The organism is Stutzerimonas azotifigens DSM 17556 (assembly GCF_000425625.1).
Classification (GTDB): domain Bacteria; phylum Pseudomonadota; class Gammaproteobacteria; order Pseudomonadales; family Pseudomonadaceae; genus Stutzerimonas; species Stutzerimonas azotifigens.
Window position 1 is genome coordinate 96,923 of sequence record NZ_KE384410.1, and the last position, 19,527, is coordinate 116,449.

The following is a 19,527-nucleotide window of genomic DNA, read 5'->3' on the forward strand; positions in this document are numbered from 1 at the left end:
GCGGCTTGCTCCTGTGGAACGGTCTCGACCGCGAACGAGGCCCGCACCTGCCGACGAGGACATCTCTCCGGAACAATTCCCCGCACCGGCACGGTCGATATCGGAAAGCAGCCAGGTCCGCCCCATGCCCGAAGGCCCGTCGATCGTCATCCTGCGAGAAGAGACCGCCCGTTTCGTCGGGCAGCCGGTGCGCGAGGTCAGCGGCAACAGCCGGCTCGACCAGTCGCGGCTGCTCGGCCAGACCGTGCGCTCCATGCGCAGCTACGGCAAGCAGTTCCTCATCGAGTTCGACGCCTTCTCGCTGCGCGTGCACTTCCTGCTGTTCGGCAGTTACCGCATCGACGAGCTGAAGGAGAGCGGCACGCCGCGCCTGAGCCTGGTGTTCCCAAACGGCGCGCTACACCTGTACGCCTGCTCGGTGCAGTACCTCGACCAGCCGCTGGAGGTGCTCTACGACTGGCGCACCGACGTGATGAGCGACATCTGGGACCCGGCGCTGGCGCGCAAGAAGCTGCGCGCCCGGCCGAACCTGCTGGCCTGCGACGCGCTGCTGGACCAGGAGCTGTTCGCCGGTTCGGGCAACATCATCAAGAACGAGGTGCTGTTCCGCATCCGCGTGCACCCGCTGTCGACGGTCGGCGCGCTGCCGCCGGCCAAGCTGCGCGAGCTGGTGCAGCAGGTACGGGTGTACAGTTTCCAGTTCCTGGAGTGGAAGAAGGCCTTCGAGCTGAAGAAGCACTGGCTGGCGCACACCCGCAGCACCTGCCCACGCTGCCACATCCCGCTGGTCAGGGCGCACCTGGGCCGCAGCGACCGGCGCAGCTTCTTCTGCGAGCGCTGCCAGAAGCGCTACGGCGCCGTCCCCGACTCCCAATCGCAGTCTCCCGAGGAGTGACCGAATGCTCGACCTCGCCGCCGCGTTCATCGCGCTGACGACCTTCTTCACCTATCTGAACTACCGCTTCATCCGCCTGCCGCCGGCCATCGGCGTGATGGTCACCGCGCTGGTGCTGTCGCTGATCGCCCACGGCCTGTCGGCGCTCGGCTACGACGTGCTGGAGGTGGAGATCCAGCAGATCATCCGCCGCATCGACTTCTCCGAGGTGCTGATGACCTGGTTCCTGCCGGCTCTGCTGTTCGCCGGCGCGCTGCACGTCAACCTCGAGGACCTGCACCGCTACCGCTGGGGCATCGGCCTGCTGGCGACGCTCGGCGTGGTGATTTCCACCGCGGTGGCGGGCACGCTGGCGTACTACATCTTCGATCTGTTCGGCTGGCAGGTGGACTTCATCTACTGCCTGCTGTTCGGCGCGCTGATCTCGCCCACCGACCCCATTGCGGTGATGGGCATCCTCAAGACCAGCGGCGCGCCCAAGCCGTTGCAGACCACCATCATCGGCGAGTCGCTGTTCAACGACGGCACCGCGGTGGTGGCGTTCGGCATCCTCATGGGCGTGCTCACCCTCGGCCAAACCCCAACCTTCGGCGACGTGGGCCTGCTGTTCCTCGAGGAGGCGGTCGGCGGCATCCTGTTCGGCCTGCTGCTCGGCTACGGGGTGTTCTACCTGCTGTGCAAGGTGGATGAGCACCAGCCCTCGGTGATGCTGACCCTGGCGCTGGTGTTTGGCGGCTCGGCGCTGGCCGCCAGGCTGCACGTGTCGGCGCCGATCGTGATGGTGGTGGCCGGCCTGATCATCGGCAACCAGAGCCGCCGCAAGGCGCTCTCGGACGACACGCGGCGCTATGTCGACGGTTTCTGGGAGCTGATCGACGAAATCCTCAATGCCCTGCTGTTCGCGCTCATCGGCCTGGAACTGCTGGTCCTGCCGTTCGGCTGGTACCACGCGGTCGCGGCGCTGCTGCTCGGCGGCGCGGTGCTGGCCACGCGGGTGGTGACCGTGTGGCCGATGATCGTGGTGCTGCGCAAGCTGCAGGGCGGTGGCCGGCAGGTTTCCCGGGGCACGGTGCGCATCCTCTCCTGGGGCGGGCTGCGCGGCGGCGTCTCGGTGGCCCTGGCGCTGTCCCTGCCGCTGGGGCCGGAGCGCGACCTGATCCTCACCCTGACCTACATCGTGGTGCTGGTGTCGATCCTGCTGCAGGGGCTGACCATCGGGCCGCTGGTCCGGTCGCTCTACGGCGAATGCCCGGCGGAAGCGGAGCCGCCGGGTCACTGAGCCTCACAGGCGCTCGATCGCCACCGCAGTGGCCTCGCCGCCGCCGATGCACACCGCCGCCACGCCGCGGCTCAGCCCGCGCCGCTGTAGCGAGGCGAGCAGGGTGACGAGGATGCGCGCGCCGGATGCGCCGATGGGGTGTCCCAGCGCGCAGGCGCCGCCCTCGACGTTGACCTTCTCGTGCGGCAGGTCCAGCTCGCGCATGGCCGCCAGCGGCACCACGGCGAAGGCCTCGTTGATCTCGAACAGGTCCACCTCGCTGACCGCCCAGCCGGTGCGCTCCAGCAGCCGGTTGATGGCGCCGATCGGCGCGGTCGGGAAGAGGTTGGGCGCGTCGGCATGGCTGGCGTGGCCGTGGATCAGCGCCAGCGGGCGCAGGCCGCGGTTTTCCGCTTCCGAGCGGCGCATCAGCACCAGCGCGGCGGCGCCGTCGCTGATCGAACTGGCGTTGGCCGCGGTCACGGTGCCGCCCTCGCGGAAGGCCGGCCTGAGCGTGCCGATCTTCTCCGGATGGGCCTTGGGCGGCTGCTCGTCGATCTCCACCCGGCGGCTTTCCTTGCGGCCCGGTACGTCCAGCGGGACGATCTCGTCGATGAAACGCCCCTCGGCCTGCGCGCATTGCGCGCGGGTCAGCGAGGCGGCGGCGTAGGTGTCCTGGTATTCGCGGCTGAAGCCGTAGTGCTGCGCGCAGTCCTCGGCAAAGGTGCCCATCAGCCGGCCCGGCTCGTAGGCGTCCTCCAGGCCGTCGAGGAACATGTGGTCGAGCACCTTGCCGTGGCCCATGCGGTAGCCGGCGCGGGCGTGGTCGAGCAGGTAGGGCGCGTTGGACATGCTCTCCATGCCGCCGGCGACCACCGCGGTGGCGCTGCCGGCCAGCAGCCGGTCGTGGCCGAGCATCACCGCCTGCATGCCCGAGCCGCACATCTTGTTCACCGTGGTGCAGGGCACGTTGGCGCCGAGCCCGGCGCCGAGCGCGGCCTGGCGTGCCGGGGCCTGGCCGAGGCCGGCCGAGAGCACGCAGCCGAACAGCACCTCGTCCACCGCGCCGGCGGCCAGGCCGCTGCGCTCCACCGCCGCGCGGATGGCCGCCGCCCCCAGCTGGGGCGCGCTCAGCGGGGCCAGGTCACCGAGGAACGCCCCCATCGGCGTGCGCGCGATGCCGACGATGACGACCGGGTCTTTGTGCATGGGTCAGCTCCTGTCTTGTTATTGGCGCTACCAAGCATAGTCCTTCAGCTGCGCAATTCGGGCCGGTCGTGGAATTCTTCCAGCGCCTGCGGGTTGGCCAGCGCGTCGGTGTTCTTCACCGGTCGGCCGTGCACCGCATGGCGCACCGCGATTTCGGCGATCTTGCCGCTGATGGTGCGCGGGATGTCGTTGACCTGGGCGATCCGCGCCGGCACGTGGCGCGGCGTGGTGTTGCTGCGGATGGTCTGGCAGATGCGCTCGCGCAGCGTGTCGTCGAGCACGACGCCTTCGCGCAGGCGGACGAACAGCACCACGCGTACGTCGCCGTCCCAGTCCTGGCCGATGGCAATGGCTTCGAGCACCTGCTCGATCTTCTCCACCTGGCGGTAGATCTCCGCGGTGCCGATGCGCACTCCGCCGGGGTTGAGCACCGCATCCGAGCGGCCGTGGATGATCATCCCGCCGTGCTCGGTCTCCTCGGCGTAGTCGCCGTGCGCCCAGACCCCGGGGAAGCGCTCGAAGTAGGCGCTGCGGTATTTCTCCCCGTCCGGGTCGTTCCAGAAGCCCACCGGCATGGACGGGAAGTGCCGGGTGCAGACCAGCTCGCCCTTCTCGCCGTGCAACGGGTGGCCGTCGTCGTCCCAGACCTCCACCGCCATGCCCAGCCCCTTGCATTGCAGCTCGCCGCGCCACACCGGCAGCACCGGGTTGCCGAGGGCGAAGCAGGCGGCGATGTCGGTGCCGCCGGAGATCGACGACAGGCAGACGTCGGGTTTGATGTGGCGATAGACGTAGTCGAAGCTCTCGTGGGCCAGCGGCGAGCCGGTCGAGAGGACCGTCTTCAGCCGCTCCAGGCGATGGCTGTCGCGCGGCCGCACGCCGGCCTTTTCCAGCGCGGCGAGGTACTTGGCGCTGGTGCCGAAGACGCTGATGCCCTCGGCGTCGGCCAGGTCCATCAGCCGCTCGGAGCCGGGGTGGAAGGGCGAGCCGTCGTAGAGCACCAGGGTGGCGCCGAGCGCCAGGCCCGAGACCAGCCAGTTCCACATCATCCAGCCGCAGGTGGTGAAGTAGAACAGGGTGTCGTCCGGGCCCAGGTCGGTGTGCAGGCCATGCTCCTTGACGTGCTGCAGCAGCATGCCGCCGGTGCCGTGGACGATGCACTTGGGCACGCCGGTGGTGCCGCTGGAATAGAGGATGTACAGCGGGTGCTCGAAGGGCACCGGGACGAACGCCGGCTGGCCGCCGGGGCGGAAGAAGTCGTCCCACAGGCTGACCCGCGCGCCGATGCCGGCGAAGTCCTCGGCGCGCGCCGCGGGCCGCGCGTAGGGCACGACCACCAGCTGCTCGAGGCTCGGCAGGCGCGGCAGGATGTCGTTGAGCTTGGCGGTCAGGTCGAGGGTCTTGCCGGCGTAGCGGTAGCCGGCGCAGGCGATCAGCACCTTCGGCTCGATCTGGCCGAAGCGGTCGATCACGCCCTGGGTGCCGAAGTCCGGCGAGCAGGACGACCAGGTGGCGCCGAGGCTGGTGGTGGCAAGCATGCCCACCACCGTCTGCCAGGTGTTCGGCATGAAGGCCGCGACCCGGTCGCCGACCCCGACGCCGGCGGCCTGCAGGGCGCGCTGCAGGCCAGCCACCTGCTCGGCCAACTGGGCGTAGGTGAGGCACTCGCGGCTGTCGTCCTCGCCGATCGCCACCAGCGCCGGGTGGCTGTCGCGCCGGCGCAGCAGGTGCTGGGCGAAGTTCAGGGTGGCGCCGGGAAACCAGTGCGCGCCGGGCATCGCCAGGCTCTCTTCCAGCACCGTGCGCGGCAGGCGCTGGAAGCGGATGTCGAAGAATTCGACGATGGCCTGCCAGAAGCGCACGCGCTCCTCGATGCTCCAGGCGTGCAGGGCCGGGTAGTCGGCCGGCGACAGGGCCTGCCGCTCGTTGACGAAGCGGCGGAAGGCCTCCATCCGGCTGGCGGCGACGCGTTCGGCGGAGGGTGTCCACAGGGGTTGCGGCATGGGGCGTCCTCATCGGGCGACGGTCTTGTCCTTATGACAATCGAGTCTAGTCGTGTTCGGCGGGGCTGGCGTGAGGGCTTGTGCTCGCTTCCGGCCGGACCACCTTCTCCCGGGGAAGAAGGAAGCCAGTGCCGAATCTGGGCGGGCCGGGTGGCGTTCCGCAAGGGTGGGCTTTAGCCCACCAGAGAGGCCACGGCTTTCAGCAGTTGGTGGGCTGAAGCCCACCCTACGGCGCTGGCGCCGCCACCTGATCAAGACAGTTGTGCGGTGGTTCAATTGCTCATCCGGCCCTGCGGGCCACCTTCTCCCGGGGGGAGAAGGGAAAAGCGCTGCCGCCGTGGGAGTGACCACGACGGCGAATGCGATTGCGCGGCGCTTCGTTTTTCCTGTGGGAGGCGCGCCCTCGCGGCGACAGGGCAGAAGAACTCGCCCCGAGGTCGGGCCTCCCACAGTTGCTCATCCGGCCCTGCAGGCCACCTTCTCCCGGAGGGAGAAGGGAAAAGCACGGCACCTCACTGCGCCAGCCAGCCCCCATCCACGTTCCAGGCCGCGCCGCGCACCTGGCTGGCCGCTTCGCTGCAGAGGAACAGCGTCAGCTCTCCGAGCTGCTCGGGGGTGACGAATTCCAGCGACGGCTGTTTCTCCGAGAGCAATTCGCGGCGTGCGCGGGCGAGGTCGCCGTCGGCCTGGGCGCGGGCGTCGATCTGCTGCTGCACCAGCGGCGTCAGCACCCAGCCGGGGCAGAGCGCGTTGCAGGTGATGGCGGTGGTGGCGGTTTCCAGCGCGACCACCTTGGTCAGGCCGATCACCCCGTGCTTGGCAGCCACGTAGGCGGCCTTCTGCGCCGAGGCGACCAGGCCGTGCACCGAGGCGACGTTGACGATCCGCCCCCAGCCGCGCCGGCGCATGCCCGGCAGCGCCAGGCGGATGGCGTGGTACACCGATGACAGGTTGATGGCGATGATCGCGTCCCAACGCTCGGCCGGAAACGCCTCCACCGGCGCCACGTGCTGGATGCCGGCGTTGTTGACCAGGATGTCGAGGCCGCCGAAGGCCCGCTCGGCCGCCTCGATCATCTCGGCGATCTGCTCGGGGCGCGAGACGTCGGCGCCGTGGTGCTCCACCCGGGTGCCGAAGCGGCGCAGGTCGGCGAGCACCGGCCCGGGGTCGCCGAAGCCGTTGAGCATCACGTCGGCGCCGGCCTCGGCCAGGCGCCGGGCGATGCCCAGGCCGATGCCGCTGGTCGAGCCGGTGACGAGCGCGGATTTTCCGTTAAGGGTCATTTCTTGTTGTTCTCCGTGGGGGCGATGGCCCCGGTGGTCGACGTTTCGTTTGCATGGCCGGTCTATCTGGAATAGTCGAACGGCCGGCATTTGCAACGCGGCCGGTGCCGGCGGGGTGGCGGTCGGCGCGCCGGCTGCGCACACTGCTGCCGTCGCCGACGCCTCGTTTCCGCTGCAGGAGCCATCCCGTGCCCGCCCGTAACCTGATCGCCTCGCTCTGCCTGCTGCCGGCATTCGCCTCCGCCGCCCCCTGGCTGGACCTGAACGTCGGGGAGGCGCCGCTGCGCGCCGAATTTGCCGATGACGCCGATACCCGCCAGCGCGGGCTGATGGAGCGCGAAGCCCTGCCGGCCGATCAGGGCATGCTGTTCCGCTTCCCGGAAATCCGCCGCCACTGCCTGTGGATGAAGAATACGCCGCTGCCGCTGTCGGCGGCCTTCATCGACGAGGCCGGGCGCATCGTCGATCTGATCGACCTCGAGCCGCTGAGCGTGGCGATCCGCTGCTCGCGCGAGCCGGCGCGCTACGCGCTGGAGGTCAACCAAGGCTGGTTCGCCGAGCACCGGGCGGGGCTCGGCAGCCGCGTCGAGGGCCTGCCAGGACCGCCGCCCGGAGACTGAAACCGCGCGCGGTCGGGTCATCGAATCGTCATGGACGCTTCACGCAACCGACATCCCGGCTCCCTAAGGTCTGTCCAAAACCACCGGCATCCATTCGCCGGCAGACAGAGGACAGCCGATGACCGCCGCGATTTGTATAGACAAGCTGAACAAGACCTTCGGGACCAAGCGCGCCCTGCATGGCCTGAGCCTTAACGTCGAGCCGGGCGAGATGGTCGCCCTGATCGGCGCCTCCGGCTCCGGCAAGTCCACGCTGCTGCGGCACGTCGCCGGGCTGGCACGTAGCGATCGCCAGGACGGCGGGCGCATCGAGGTGCTCGGCCGGCCGATGCAGGCCCACGGCCGCCTCGACGGCCAGGTGCGCCGCCTGCGCGCCGACATCGGCTACATCTTCCAGCAGTTCAACCTGGTCGGCCGCCTCAGCGTGATGGACAACGTGCTGCTCGGCTTTCTCGGCCGCATGCCGCGCTGGCGCGGCTCGCTGAGCCTGTTCACCCAGGGGCAGCGCCGGGAAGCGCTGGAAGCGCTGGCCCGCGTCGGCCTCGCCGACTTCGCCGCGCAGCGCGCCTCGACCCTCTCCGGCGGCCAGCAGCAGCGGGTGGCGATCGCCCGCGCGCTGACCCAGCGCGCCGAGGTGATCCTCGCCGACGAGCCCATCGCCTCGCTCGACCCCGAATCGGCGCGCAAGGTGATGGACATCCTCGCCGACATCAACCGCCAGGACGGCAAGACCGTGGTGGTGACCCTGCATCAGGTCGACTACGCCCTGCGCTACTGCCGCCGCGCGGTGGCGCTCAAGGGCGGCCACATCCATTACGACGGCCCCTGCGACGCGCTCGACGGGGCCTTCCTCAACGAGTTGTACGGGGCGGATCTCGATACCCGCCTGCTGTTCTCCGACCGCGCCCGCGCCGCCGACGAAGGGGTTCGCCCCCTGGCGTTCGCCAAGGCCTGAGTCGCTTCACTCGCGTCCAACCCACAGGAGCGTCTTCCATGTTCAACCGTATCGGTCGTGTCCTGGCCGCCTCCGCCCTGCTGACCGGCTCGCTGCTCGGCGGTGCGCAGGCCGACGAACCCAGGGAACTCAACTTCGGCATCATCTCCACCGAGTCCTCGCAGAACCTGCGCAGCGTCTGGAAGCCATTCCTCGCCGCGATGGGCGAGCAGACCGGGATGAAGGTCAACGCCTTCTTCGCCCCGGACTACGCCGGGATCATCCAGGGCATGCGCTTCGGCAAGGTCGACCTGGCCTGGTATGGCAACAAGTCGGCGATGGAGGCGGTCGACCGCGCCGGTGGCGAGATCTTCGTCCAGACGGTCGCCGCCAACGGCGCGCCGGGCTACTACAGCCTGATCGTCGCGCACAAGGACAGCGAGATCGACTCGGTCGAGGAGATGCTGGCCAAGGCCAAGGACCTGACCTTCGCCAACGGCGACCCGAACTCCACCTCCGGCTACCTGGTGCCCGGCTACTACGTGTTCGCGCAGAACGGCGTGGACCCGAACAAGGCCTTCAAGCGCTCGCTCAACGGCAGCCACGAGGTCAACGCGCTGTCGGTGGCCAACCGCCAGGTCGACGTCGGCACCTTCAACAACGAGAGCATGGAGCGCCTGCAGTTGACCGCGCCGGACAAGGCCGCGCAGCTCAAGGTGATCTGGCAGTCGCCGCTGATCCCGGCCGACCCCATCGTCTGGCGCAAGGACCTGCCGGAACCCACCAAGGCTAGGATCCGCGACTTCTTCCTGAACTACGGCGCCAGCGACGCCGAGAAAGAGGTGCTCGCCGGCCTGCAGTGGGCGCCGTTCCGCGTCTCGGACAACGACCAACTGCTGCCGATCCGCCAGCTCGAGCTGTTCAAGAAGCGCACCGAAGTGGCCGCCGACAGCAAGCTCGACGAGGCCGACAAGCAGGCCCGCCTGGCCGAGATCGACGCCCAGTTGGACGCGCTCAAGGTGCGCATGGCCGAGCGCGAGAAGAGCCTGGCCAAGGCCGGCTGACCGCCCGGGCCGCCTTCTGCGGAGGGCGGCCCGTCATTTGCGAGGTTGACGATGACTGCACTGACCACCCACCCCTCCGCCGACGCGGTCGGCAAGCGTTCCTGGGGACGCCTGATCGGCTGGGGCCTGTTCCTCGCACTGCTGGCCTGGTCCTGGCAGGGCGCGGAGATGAATCCGGCGGTGCTGTTCCGCGACGCCGGCAACATGGCGGTGTTCGCCGCCGACTTCTTCCCGCCGGACTTCCACAACTGGGAGCTGTACCTCAAGGAGATGGTCGTCACCGTGCAGATCGCCCTCTGGGGCACGGTGCTGGCGATCGTCTGCGCCATCCCGCTGAGCATCCTCTGCTCCGAGAACATCATGCCCTGGTGGGTGTACCAGCCGGTGCGTCGGCTGATGGACGCCTGCCGTTCGATCAACGAGATGGTGTTCGCCATGCTGTTCGTGGTCGCTGTCGGCCTCGGGCCGTTCGCCGGCGTGCTGGCGCTGTTCGTCAGCACCACCGGGGTGCTGGCCAAGCTGTTCGCCGAGGCGGTGGAGGCGATCGACCCGGGCCCGGTCGAGGGCGTGCGCGCCACTGGCGCCAGCGCGCTGCAGGAAGTGATCTTCGGGGTCATCCCGCAGGTGCTGCCGCTGTGGATCTCCTACGCGCTGTACCGCTTCGAGTCCAACGTGCGCTCGGCCACGGTGGTCGGCATGGTCGGTGCCGGCGGCATCGGCGTGATCCTCTGGGAGGCCATCCGCGGCTTCCAGTTCGGCCAGACCTGCGCGCTGCTGATCGTGATCATCCTGGTGGTGAGCCTGATCGACATCCTCTCCCAGCGCCTGCGCAAATCGTTCATCTGAGCCAGGAGGCCTTTTTCAGTCATGGACCTGTCTAGACAAGAGCAGCCGCTGTACCGGGAACTGGCCGAGCGCCTGCGCAGCGAATTGCACCGCTTCGCCCCCGGCGACTACCTGCCCGGCGAGCTCAGCCTGGCGGCGCGCTTCTCGGTCAACCGCCACACCCTGCGCCGCGCGGTCGACGAGCTGGTGCGCGAGGGCCGCCTGCTGCGCCAGAAGGGCAAGGGCACCCGGGTGCTGGCGCAACCGCTGATCTACCCGATGCAGGCCGGCAGCGCCTACACCGCCTCGCTCTCGGCGCAGGGCCACGGCGTCGAGGCGGTGCTGCTCGACCGCCGGGTGCGCCCGGCCAGCGACGCCGAGGCCCGGCACCTGCAGCTCGAGCCCGGCAGCCCGCTGCTCGAACTCGACACCCTGCGGCTGATCGACGAGCAGCCGGTCAGCCTGATCCGCCACCGCTACTGCGCCAGCCGCGGGCCGCTGCTGGCCGACTACCGCGGCGGCTCGCTGCGCAGCCACCTGGCCGCGCATGGCCTGACCCTGAGCCGCGCCTACAGCCTGATCGGCGCGCGGCTGCCCGATACGGAAGAGGCGCAGCGGCTGCTGATGCCGCGCCACGCGCCGCTGCTGACGGTGCTCACCCTGTCCCAGGACCTGGCCGGGCGGCCGGTGGAGCTGTCGTACTCGACCAGCCGCGCCGACTGCTTCGAGTACCAGGTCGCCCCCTGATGGAGAACGCCATGAACGCAATCGATACCGCCGCACGGCAGCACTGGATGGGCGTGCTCGCCCGTGCCGGTGCGGCGCTGGGCGCCCACGAGGCGCGCCTGAAGGACGCCGCCTACCAGCTGATCCGTGCCCCGGAGGTCGGCATGACCCTGGTGCGCGGGCGCATGGGCGGCACCGGCGCGGCCTTCAACCTCGGCGAGATGACCGTCACCCGCTGCGTGGTGCGCCTGGCCGACGGGCGCACCGGCTACAGCTACGTCGCCGGCCGTGACAAGCGCCACGCCGAGCTGGCGGCGCTGGCCGATGCCCACCTGCAGGGCCGCGACCAGCGGCACTGGCAGGAAACCCTGATCGAGCCGCTGGCCCGCGAGCAGGCGGCCCGCCGTGCCGCGCAGGCGGCGGAAACCGCCTCCACCCGCGTGGAGTTCGTCACCCTGGTTCGAGGAGAGAAGTGATGAGCGACGCCCAGTACCTGCAACCGGCCTTCGAGCGCCCGGCCGAAGCCGCTCAGCAGACCTTCCGCGCGGCGCTCAGGGCGCTCGCCGAGCCGGGTCTAGCGCGGCCGCTGCCGCCGACCCCGCCGCTCGAGCGCATGGCGCCGGCCACCTACGCGCTGTGCCTGAGCCTGCTCGACGCCGACACCCCGGTGTGGCTGGCGCCGGCCTTCGACACCCCGTTGGTGCGCGCCAACCTGAGCTTCCATTGCGGCTGCCCGGTGGTGGAGCGCCGCGAGCAGGCGGCCTTCGCCGTGCTCGACGCCGGCGACCTCGCCGACCTGTCCGGCTTCCCGCTGGGCAGCGAGCGCTACCCGGACCAGTCCTGCACGCTGCTGGTCCAGCTCGAGCGCCTGGACGGCGGCGAGATGCTGGCCTGGCAGGGGCCGGGCATCGCCGCGCAGCGCCAGGTCGACCTGCCGCTGCCGTGGCACTTCTGGCAGCAGCGCGCCCTGCACGGCGATTTCCCGCGCGGGCTCGACCTGTTCTTCACCGCCGGGCAGGCGCTGCTCGGCCTGCCGCGCAGCACCCGCTGCCTGGCGCCGGTCAGGGAGGCCAGCTGATGTACGTAGCCGTCAAGGGTGGCGAACAGGCCATCGACAACGCACACCGGCTGCTGGCGAAGAAGCGCCGCGGCGACACCGACCGGCCGGCTCTCGAGGTCGCGCAGATCCGCCAGCAGCTGCCGCTGGCGGTGGCACGGGTGATGAGCGAGGGCTCGCTGTACGACGAGGAACTGGCGGCGCTGGCGATCAAGCAGGCGGCCGGCGACCTGCTGGAGGCGATCTTCCTGCTGCGCGCCTACCGCACCACGCTGCCGCGCTTCGCCGCCAGTGTGCCGCTGGACACCGGGCGCATGCAGCTGTCGCGGCGCATTTCGGCGACCTTCAAGGACCTGCCCGGCGGCCAGCTGCTCGGGCCGACCTTCGACTACACCCACCGGCTGCTGGACTTCGCCCTGCTCGCCGAGGGCGAACCGGCCGCCACGCCGGCCGAGAGCGCGGCGCCGGCCAGCCTCGAACCCTGCCCGCGGGTGCTGGAGATGCTCGGCCGCGAGGGGCTGATGACCCCGGAGCGCGACGAGGGCGCGGCGGTGCCGGACATGACCCGCGAGCCGCTGGAGTTTCCCGCCAGCCGCGCCCAGCGGCTGCAGGCGCTGGCCCGGGGCGACGAGGGCTTCCTCCTTGCGCTCGGCTACTCGACCCAGCGCGGCTACGGGCGCAACCACCCGTTCGCCGGCGAGATCCGTATCGGCGAGGTGGAGGTCTGGCTGGAGACGCCGGAGCTGGATTTCGCCGTGCCGCTCGGCGACATCGAGGTCACCGAGTGCGAAATGATCAATCAGTTCGTCGGCCATACGCCGGACCAGGCGCAGTTCACCCGCGGCTACGGGCTGGCCTTCGGCTACGCCGAGCGCAAGGCGATGGGCATGGCGCTGGTCGACCGCGCGCTGCGCGCCGGCGAGTACGGCGAGGAGGTGCAGGGCCCGGCGCAGCAGGAAGAGTTCGTGCTGATGCACTGCGACAACGTCGAGGCGGGTGGCTTCGTCTCGCACCTGAAGCTGCCGCACTACGTCGACTTCCAGGCCGAGCTGGAGCTGATCCGCAAGATGCGCCAGCCGGCGCAGGATGCCACGCCCACCGAACCCGCCCCGCTCGAGGAGAACCGCGCATGACCGCTCTTCACAGCCAAGCCCCGGCCGGCGAAACCGGCGGCGAGTACGCCTTCGCCTACCTGGACGAGCAGACCAAGCGGATGATCCGCCGCGGCCTGCTCAAAGCGGTGGCCATCCCCGGCTACCAGGTGCCGTTCGGCGGCCGCGAGATGCCGCTGCCCTACGGCTGGGGCACCGGCGGCATGCAGGTGACCGCGGCCATCCTCGGCGGCGACGACGTGCTCAAGGTGATCGACCAGGGCGCCGACGACACCACCAACGCGGTGTCCATCCGGCGCTTTTTCTCGCGCACCGCGGGGGTCGCCACCACCACCCGCACGCCCGAGGCGACGGTCATCCAGACCCGCCACCGGGTGCCGGAGACGCCGCTGTCGAACGACCAGATCCTGGTGTTCCAGGTGCCGATCCCCGAGCCGCTGCGCTTCATCGAGCCGGCCGAGACCGAGACGCGCACCATGCACGCGCTGCGCGACTACGGCATCATGCACGTCAAGCTCTACGAGGACATCGCCACCTTCGGCCATATCGCCACGGCCTACGCCTACCCGGTGACGGTGGACGACCGCTACGTGATGGACCCCTCGCCGATTCCCAAATTCGACAACCCCAAGCTGGACATGAACCCGGCGCTGATGCTGTTCGGTGCCGGCCGCGAGAAGCGCCTGTACGCGGTGCCGCCCTACACCCGGGTGGTCAGCCTGGACTTCGAGGACCACCCCTTCGCCGTGCAGCGCTGGACCGAATGCTGCGCGGTCTGCGGCAGCCGCGACTCCTTCCTCGACGAACTGATCGTCGACGACGCCGGGACCAAGCGCTTCGTCTGCTCCGACACCGACTACTGCCGCCAGCGCCAACAGGAGACCGGCCAATGAACGCCGCACAGCCCCTTTCCCAGGCGCACGTCGAAGTCGACGCGCCGCTGCTCCAGGTCAGCGGCCTGACCCGCCTGTACGGGCCGGACACCGGCTGCCAGGACGTCAGCTTCGAGCTCTATCCCGGCGAAGTGCTGGGCATCGTCGGCGAGTCCGGTTCGGGCAAGTCGACCCTGCTCGGCCTGCTCTCCGGGCGCTGCCCACCGGACCGCGGCAGCGTCGCCTACCGCGACCACCACGGCCAGTGGCTGGACCTCTACAGCGCCAGCGAGGCCGAGCGGCGCACGCTGCTGCGCACCGAGTGGGGCTTCGTCGAGCAGCACGCGCGCGACGGCCTGCGCATGGGTGTGTCGGCCGGCGCCAACATCGGCGAGCGGCTGATGGCCCAGGGCGTGCGCCACTACGGCCGGCTGCGCGAGGCCGGGCTCGAATGGCTGCGCCAGGTGGAGATCGACCCGGCGCGCATCGACGACGTGCCGAGCACCTTCTCCGGCGGCATGCAGCAGCGCCTGCAGATCGCCCGCAACCTGGTCTCCGGCCCGCGTCTGGTGTTCATGGACGAGCCCACCGGCGGGCTCGACGTGTCGGTCCAGGCGCGCCTGCTCGACCTGCTGCGCGGCCTGGTGCGCGAGCTCAACCTGGCGGTGGTGATCGTCACCCACGACCTCGCCGTGGCGCGCCTGCTGGCCGACCGGCTGATGGTGATGCGCCGCTCGCGGGTGGTGGAAACCGGCCTCACCGACCAGGTGCTGGACGACCCGCAGCATGCCTACACGCAGTTGCTGGTGTCCTCGGTGCTGCAGCCGTGAGGGGGTTCGGCATAGGGGCGAGCAGCCCTCACCCCAGCCCTCGGCTCGGGCATCCTGCTTCGCCCTACCTCCTACATCCCTGTAGTCGTCTCCCGGGGGGAGAGGGAGTGGGTCCGTGCAACGCCACCGTTCGGGCGCCACGCAAGGCATCGCTGCGGCCTTTCACCCTCACCCGATCTCCTAGGTCGACACCGTTCAACGCCCTCTCCCCTCGGGGAGAGGGCGGGGGTGAGGGGGCTGTGCGCGAATCAAGCCGCCCCTGGCCAGAAAGCTTCGCCAGCAAGCTGGCTCCTACGGGGGCTTGGCGTGGGCCGCCTGCACGCAGACACCTCGATACCTCTCGTAGGAGCGAGGGGGACGCCGAGTCCTTGCTCGCGAACCGGGCTGCACCCGAGGCAAACGGCCGTGCGCAAAAAGCATCGCCAGCAAGCTGGCTCCTACAGGTCCCCGGCGCGGCCCTGACCTTCTTCCTTCCGCTGCGAGGTAACCCATGAACAACCCGATCGAAGTCCGCGACCTGCACAAGCGCTTCACCCTGCACCAGCAGCAGGGCGTGGTGCTGCGGGTGCTCGAGGGGCTGAGCTTCGAGGTGCGCGCCGGCGAGTGCCTGGTGCTGCACGGCCGTTCCGGCGCCGGCAAGTCGACCCTGCTGCGCAGCCTGTACGGCAACTACCTGGCCGATGGCAGCATCCGCATCCTGCACCGCGGCGCGCCGCTGGAGCTGATCGGCGCTGCGCCGCGCCAGGTGCTCGCGGTGCGCCGCGAAACCCTTGGCTACGTCAGCCAGTTCCTGCGGGTGATTCCGCGGGTGTCCTGCCTCGACGTGGTGATGGAACCGGCACTGGCGCGTGGCTGGTCGGGCGAACGGGCCGAGGTCCGCGCCCGCCAGCTGCTGACCCGGCTGAACATCCCCGAGCGCCTCTGGGGGCTGGCGCCCGGCACCTTCTCCGGCGGCGAGCAGCAGCGCGTCAACCTGGCGCGCGGCTTCATGGTCGAGTGGCCGGTGCTGCTGCTCGACGAGCCCACCGCCTCGCTGGACGAGGCCAACCGCCAGGTGGTGCTGCAGTTGATCGCCGAGGCCAAGGCCGCCGGCACCGCGGTGATCGGCATCTTCCACGACCGCGCCGCCCGCGAGGCGGTGGCCGACCGTTACCTGGACATGACCGGCGAGGACTACGCCAATGCCAGCTGAACTCATCCTCAGCAATGCCCGCCTGGTCACCGCCGAGCGGGTCTTCGACGGCTGCCTGGTGGTGCGCGACGGGCTCATCGCCGACATCGACGAAGGGCGCAGCGGCCTGCCGCAGGCGCTCGACCTGGGTGGCGACTACCTGCTGCCGGGGCTGGTCGAGCTGCACACCGACAACCTGGAAAAGCACATGACCCCGCGCCCGGGCGTCGACTGGCCGTCGGCCTCGGCGGTGCTCAGCCACGACGCGCAGATCATCGCCGCCGGCATCACCACGGTGTTCGACGCGCTGTCGATCGGTGACGTCAATCCCAAGGGCAAGCGCATGCAGCAGCTGCCGATCATGCTCGAGGCCGTCGCCAGCGCCGCGCGGCAGGGGCACAGCCGCGCCGACCACCGCCTGCACCTGCGCTGCGAGGTCTGCCACCCGGACACCCTGGGGGTGTTCCGCGACCTGGTAGGCCATCCGCTGGTGCAGCTGGTCTCGGTGATGGACCACTCGCCGGGCCAGCGCCAGTTCGTCAAGGAGGACAAGTACCGCGAGTACTACATGGGCAAGTACCAGTTCGACGCCGAGCAGATGGCCGACTTCAGCCGCCGGCAGAAGGCCAACTCGCTGGAGCACAGCGACCGCCAGCGGCGCGCCATCGTCGAGGAGTGCCGGGCGCGCGGGCTGTCGGTCGCCAGCCATGACGACGCCACCCTCGAGCACGTCGCCGAGTCGGCCGGCTTCGGCATGTCCATCGCCGAGTTCCCGACCACCCTGGAGGCCGCGCAGGCCAGCCACCGGGCCGGGCTCAAGGTGCTGATGGGCGCGCCGAACGTGGTCCGCGGCGGCTCGCACTCGGGCAACATCGCCGCCGCCGAACTGGCGCGCCGGGGCGTGCTCGATATTCTCTCCAGCGACTATTATCCGGCGAGCCTGCTGCCGGCCGCGCTGATGCTCGCCGAGCAGGACAACGACTACGACCTGCCGCGCGCGGTAAGCACCGTCACCCGCGCACCGGCGTTGGCCGCCGGGCTGGCCGACCGCGGCGAACTTCGGGTCGGCCTGTGCGCCGATCTGTTGCAGGCGCGGGTGGCCGGCACCCAGGCGGTGGTGCGGCAGGTCTGGCGCAAAGGGGAACGGGTGTTCTGATGAGCGGACGGCTGATCTATCTGATGGGCCCCTCGGGCTCCGGCAAGGACAGCCTGCTGGATGCGGTGCGCGAGCGCGTGCTGGCGGCCGGCGGGCGGATCGCCCGGCGTGTGGTCACCCGCTCGCCGGAAGCGGTCGGCGAGGATGCCCTCGGCGTGTCGCCGCAGCGCTTCGACGAGCTGCTGGCCGAGGGCGCCTTCGCCCTGCACTGGCGCGCCAACGGGCTGGCCTACGGCATTCCGCGGCAGATCGACGACTGGCTGGCCGAGGGCCGCGACGTGCTGGTCAACGGCTCGCGCGGGCACCTGGCCGAGGCCCGGCAGCGCTATCCGGAGCTGTGCGCGGTGCTGCTCAGCGTCGAGCCGCAGGTGCTGCGCCAGCGCCTGCTGGCACGCGGCCGCGAGAGCGCCGAAGAGATCGAGGCTCGCCTGGCGCGCAACGGTCAGCTGCAGGTGGCGGGCGAGGACTGCCTGCGCCTGGACAACTCCGGCAGCCTGGCGCAGACCGCCGAGACGCTGCTGCAGCTGATCCGGGGGCGCGCATGCGCCTGACCCTGCTCGGCAGCGGCAATGCCCGCCAGGTGCCGGTCTACGGCTGCGACTGCGTCGCCTGCGAGCGCGCGCGCCGCGAGCCGGCGCACCGGCGCGGGCCGTGCAGCGCGCTGGTCGAATGCGGCGAGCAGCGCTGGCTGCTGGACGCCGGCCTGACCGACCTCACCGAGCGCTTTGCGCCCCATGCGCTGAGCGGCATCCTGCTCACCCACTACCACGCCGACCACGCCCAAGGCCTGCTGCACCTGCGCTGGGGGCTCGGCCTGACGATCCCGGTGCACGGCCCGGCGGACGCCGAGGGCCTCGCCGACCTCTACAAGCACCCCGGCATCCTCGATTTCTCGCGGCCGTTCACCGCCTTCGAGCGCCGTGAGCTGGGCGCCCTGACGGTGACCGCCGTGCCGCTGGAGCATTCCAAGCCGACCCTGGGCTACCTGCTCGAAGGGCAGGGGCGGCGCATCGCCTACCTCACCGACACCCTCGGGCTCGCCGAAGCGAGCGCGAGGGTGCTCGCGGCGCAGCCGCTGGACCTGCTGGTGCTGGATTGCTCGGCGCCGCCGCAGCCGCAGCCGCGCAACCACAACGACCTGCCGCGCGCGCTGGAGATCGTCGAGCGGCTGCGCCCGGCCGAGACGGTGCTGACCCACATCGGCCACACCCTCGACTCCTGGCTGCTGGAGCATCCGGCGGCGCTGCCGGCGGGCGTCAGCCTGGCCCACGACGGGCGCGTATTGTAAAACGGCCGGTCGCCCCGAGGTCGGGCCTCCCACAGCAAGTGCACACGGTCTTCGTGGGAGGCGCCCCCCGGCGGCGATGGCAGGCGCAGCCTGCCCCGTGCGTGCAGGCACGGGGCTGTGTCCCGATCTGATCGCCCCGAGGTCGGGCCTCCCACAGCAGGAGCAGGAGCAACAGCCGCCGGGCACCGGCCTTTGTGGGAGGCGCCCCCCGGCGGCGATGGCAGGCGCAGCCTGCCCAGGGGTCACGCAGTTGTCATGGTCCCAACATCTCGCTGTCAGATTGCCCTGCGATAGTCCCCTGAACCTGTATAGACAACAGTGGGTGAGGGTGATGTCGCTGATCAAACGTGTGGGGATGGTGCTTGCCGGGATGGTCTGCTTCGCGTCGCTGGCGCAGGCCGAGACGGTCAAGCTGGCGGTGACCGACCTGGTCGGCCTGGAAGAGCTGCAGCGCGAGTTCGGTGCCTTCAAGAGCGAGCTGGCCAAGGTGACCGGCTACGAGATCGAGTTCCTGCCCGTGACCAACCGCACCGCCGCGGTCGAGGCGCTGCGCTTCAACAAGGTCGACTTCGTGCTCACCGGGCCGGCCGAGTACGTGGTGATGCAGAAGCGCGCCGACGCCCGGATCGTGGTGGGGCTGTCCCGCCCGGATTACTTCGCCACCATCATCACCATGGCCGACGGCCCCTACAGCACGGTCGCGGACCTCAAGGGCAGCAAGGTCGGCTTCGGCGAGGTCGGCTCCACCTCCAAGCACCTCGGTCCGATCCAGGCCCTGGCCGACGCGGGGCTCGACCCGCAGCACGACGTGCAGATCGTCAACACCAAGATCCCGGTGCTCTGGGAAGCGCTCAAGCGCGGCGACGTCGCCGCCATCGGCATGAACCACCAGAACTTCGTCGGCCTGCGCCAGCAGGAGATGGAGAAGGGCGGCCTGCAGCCGGGCGCGTTCCGGGTCATCGCCCGCGGGCCGGACCTGCCCAACGACGTGCTGATGGCTGGCAGCCACGTGGACGGCCAGGTGGTCGACACCGTCCGCCAGGCCTTCGTCGAGCATTCGGACGCGCTGATCGCCGCGATCCTCACCGGACAGGACAACCAGAAGTACTCCGGCATGCGCTTCATCACCAACGTCAAGGACAGCCAGTACCAGTACGTGCGGTCGATGTACGCCACCGCCGGCTTCCCCGAATACGCCGACTTCATCGGCGACTGAACCCCGCA

The 19,527-nt window shown here is 70.3% G+C and carries 20 protein-coding genes; 17 read left to right on the plus strand and 3 right to left on the minus strand.

The genetic code is table 11. The features are described from left to right. Window positions 1-124 precede the first annotated feature (124 nt). Window positions 125-895 (plus strand): DNA-formamidopyrimidine glycosylase family protein, encoded by a 771-nt coding sequence (locus H610_RS0113815; RefSeq protein ID WP_028240215.1) that lies wholly within the window; start codon window positions 125-127, stop codon window positions 893-895. 4 nt (window positions 896-899) lie between these two features. After that, window positions 900-2,174, plus strand: a complete 1,275-nt coding sequence (locus H610_RS0113820; protein ID WP_028240216.1) for a cation:proton antiporter — start codon at window positions 900-902, stop codon at window positions 2,172-2,174. A gap of 3 nt (window positions 2,175-2,177) precedes the next feature. Here the strand turns inward: H610_RS0113820 and H610_RS0113825 are convergent, their stop codons facing one another. From H610_RS0113825 to H610_RS0113835, 3 genes are all read right to left on the minus strand, one after another. Then, window positions 2,178-3,362: an acetyl-CoA C-acyltransferase gene (locus tag H610_RS0113825; protein WP_028240217.1), complete on the minus strand. Its 1,185-nt coding sequence runs from the start codon at window positions 3,360-3,362 to the stop codon at window positions 2,178-2,180. A 44-nt stretch (window positions 3,363-3,406) separates the two neighbouring features. Beyond that, window positions 3,407-5,365 (minus strand): acetoacetate--CoA ligase, encoded by a 1,959-nt coding sequence (locus tag H610_RS0113830; RefSeq protein WP_028240218.1) that lies wholly within the window; start codon window positions 5,363-5,365, stop codon window positions 3,407-3,409. A 512-nt stretch (window positions 5,366-5,877) separates the two neighbouring features. After that, window positions 5,878-6,648 (minus strand): 3-hydroxybutyrate dehydrogenase, encoded by a 771-nt coding sequence (locus H610_RS0113835; RefSeq protein ID WP_028240219.1) that lies wholly within the window; start codon window positions 6,646-6,648, stop codon window positions 5,878-5,880. A gap of 188 nt (window positions 6,649-6,836) precedes the next feature. On the opposite strand from H610_RS0113835, the gene H610_RS26010 reads away from it, so the two are divergent. From H610_RS26010 to H610_RS0113910, 15 genes are all read left to right on the plus strand, one after another. Then, on the plus strand, window positions 6,837-7,268 hold the full coding sequence (locus H610_RS26010) for a DUF192 domain-containing protein (protein ID WP_028240220.1): 432 nt from the start codon (window positions 6,837-6,839) through the stop codon (window positions 7,266-7,268). Window positions 7,269-7,386: 118 nt separating this feature from the next. Continuing rightward, window positions 7,387-8,223, plus strand: coding sequence for a phosphonate ABC transporter ATP-binding protein (gene phnC, locus H610_RS0113845; protein ID WP_028240221.1), 837 nt, complete (start codon window positions 7,387-7,389; stop codon window positions 8,221-8,223). Window positions 8,224-8,261: 38 nt separating this feature from the next. Continuing rightward, window positions 8,262-9,266 (plus strand): phosphonate ABC transporter substrate-binding protein, encoded by a 1,005-nt coding sequence (phnD, locus tag H610_RS0113850; protein WP_028240222.1) that lies wholly within the window; start codon window positions 8,262-8,264, stop codon window positions 9,264-9,266. A 51-nt stretch (window positions 9,267-9,317) separates the two neighbouring features. Next, window positions 9,318-10,112 (plus strand): phosphonate ABC transporter, permease protein PhnE, encoded by a 795-nt coding sequence (gene phnE / locus H610_RS0113855; RefSeq protein WP_028240223.1) that lies wholly within the window; start codon window positions 9,318-9,320, stop codon window positions 10,110-10,112. Window positions 10,113-10,133: 21 nt separating this feature from the next. After that, window positions 10,134-10,838 carry a phosphonate metabolism transcriptional regulator PhnF gene (gene phnF, locus H610_RS0113860; protein WP_028240224.1) on the plus strand — a complete coding sequence of 235 codons (705 nt, stop codon included), beginning with the start codon at window positions 10,134-10,136 and terminating at the stop codon, window positions 10,836-10,838. Then, a complete protein-coding gene (gene phnG, locus H610_RS0113865; protein WP_408054997.1) occupies window positions 10,838-11,293 on the plus strand; it encodes a phosphonate C-P lyase system protein PhnG in 456 nt (151 codons plus the stop codon). The genes phnF and phnG overlap by 1 nt, the downstream gene beginning before the upstream one ends. Beyond that, complete coding sequence (gene phnH, locus H610_RS0113870; RefSeq protein WP_028240226.1) at window positions 11,293-11,895, plus strand: phosphonate C-P lyase system protein PhnH; 603 nt, start codon at window positions 11,293-11,295, stop codon at window positions 11,893-11,895. The genes phnG and phnH overlap by 1 nt, the downstream gene beginning before the upstream one ends. Further along, window positions 11,895-13,007 carry a carbon-phosphorus lyase complex subunit PhnI gene (locus H610_RS0113875; protein WP_028240227.1) on the plus strand — a complete coding sequence of 371 codons (1,113 nt, stop codon included), beginning with the start codon at window positions 11,895-11,897 and terminating at the stop codon, window positions 13,005-13,007. Before phnH ends, H610_RS0113875 begins: the two co-directional genes overlap by 1 nt. Next, window positions 13,004-13,879: an alpha-D-ribose 1-methylphosphonate 5-phosphate C-P-lyase PhnJ gene (locus H610_RS0113880; RefSeq protein WP_028240228.1), complete on the plus strand. Its 876-nt coding sequence runs from the start codon at window positions 13,004-13,006 to the stop codon at window positions 13,877-13,879. Before H610_RS0113875 ends, H610_RS0113880 begins: the two co-directional genes overlap by 4 nt. Continuing rightward, a complete protein-coding gene (gene phnK / locus H610_RS0113885; RefSeq protein WP_028240229.1) occupies window positions 13,876-14,688 on the plus strand; it encodes a phosphonate C-P lyase system protein PhnK in 813 nt (270 codons plus the stop codon). Before H610_RS0113880 ends, phnK begins: the two co-directional genes overlap by 4 nt. A 490-nt stretch (window positions 14,689-15,178) precedes the next feature. Next, on the plus strand, window positions 15,179-15,880 hold the full coding sequence (phnL, locus tag H610_RS0113890; RefSeq protein WP_028240230.1) for a phosphonate C-P lyase system protein PhnL: 702 nt from the start codon (window positions 15,179-15,181) through the stop codon (window positions 15,878-15,880). Next, the gene (locus tag H610_RS0113895) at window positions 15,870-17,015 is read left to right on the plus strand and encodes an alpha-D-ribose 1-methylphosphonate 5-triphosphate diphosphatase (RefSeq protein WP_028240231.1); all 1,146 of its coding nucleotides are present in this window, start codon (window positions 15,870-15,872) and stop codon (window positions 17,013-17,015) included. The genes phnL and H610_RS0113895 overlap by 11 nt, the downstream gene beginning before the upstream one ends. Then, complete coding sequence (gene phnN, locus H610_RS0113900; protein WP_028240232.1) at window positions 17,015-17,566, plus strand: phosphonate metabolism protein/1,5-bisphosphokinase (PRPP-forming) PhnN; 552 nt, start codon at window positions 17,015-17,017, stop codon at window positions 17,564-17,566. The genes H610_RS0113895 and phnN overlap by 1 nt, the downstream gene beginning before the upstream one ends. Continuing rightward, a complete protein-coding gene (phnP, locus tag H610_RS0113905; RefSeq protein WP_028240233.1) occupies window positions 17,557-18,303 on the plus strand; it encodes a phosphonate metabolism protein PhnP in 747 nt (248 codons plus the stop codon). Before phnN ends, phnP begins: the two co-directional genes overlap by 10 nt. Before the next feature lie 331 nt (window positions 18,304-18,634). After that, window positions 18,635-19,519, plus strand: a complete 885-nt coding sequence (locus H610_RS0113910; protein ID WP_051231753.1) for a phosphate/phosphite/phosphonate ABC transporter substrate-binding protein — start codon at window positions 18,635-18,637, stop codon at window positions 19,517-19,519. The last annotated feature ends 8 nt before the right edge of the window (window positions 19,520-19,527 follow it).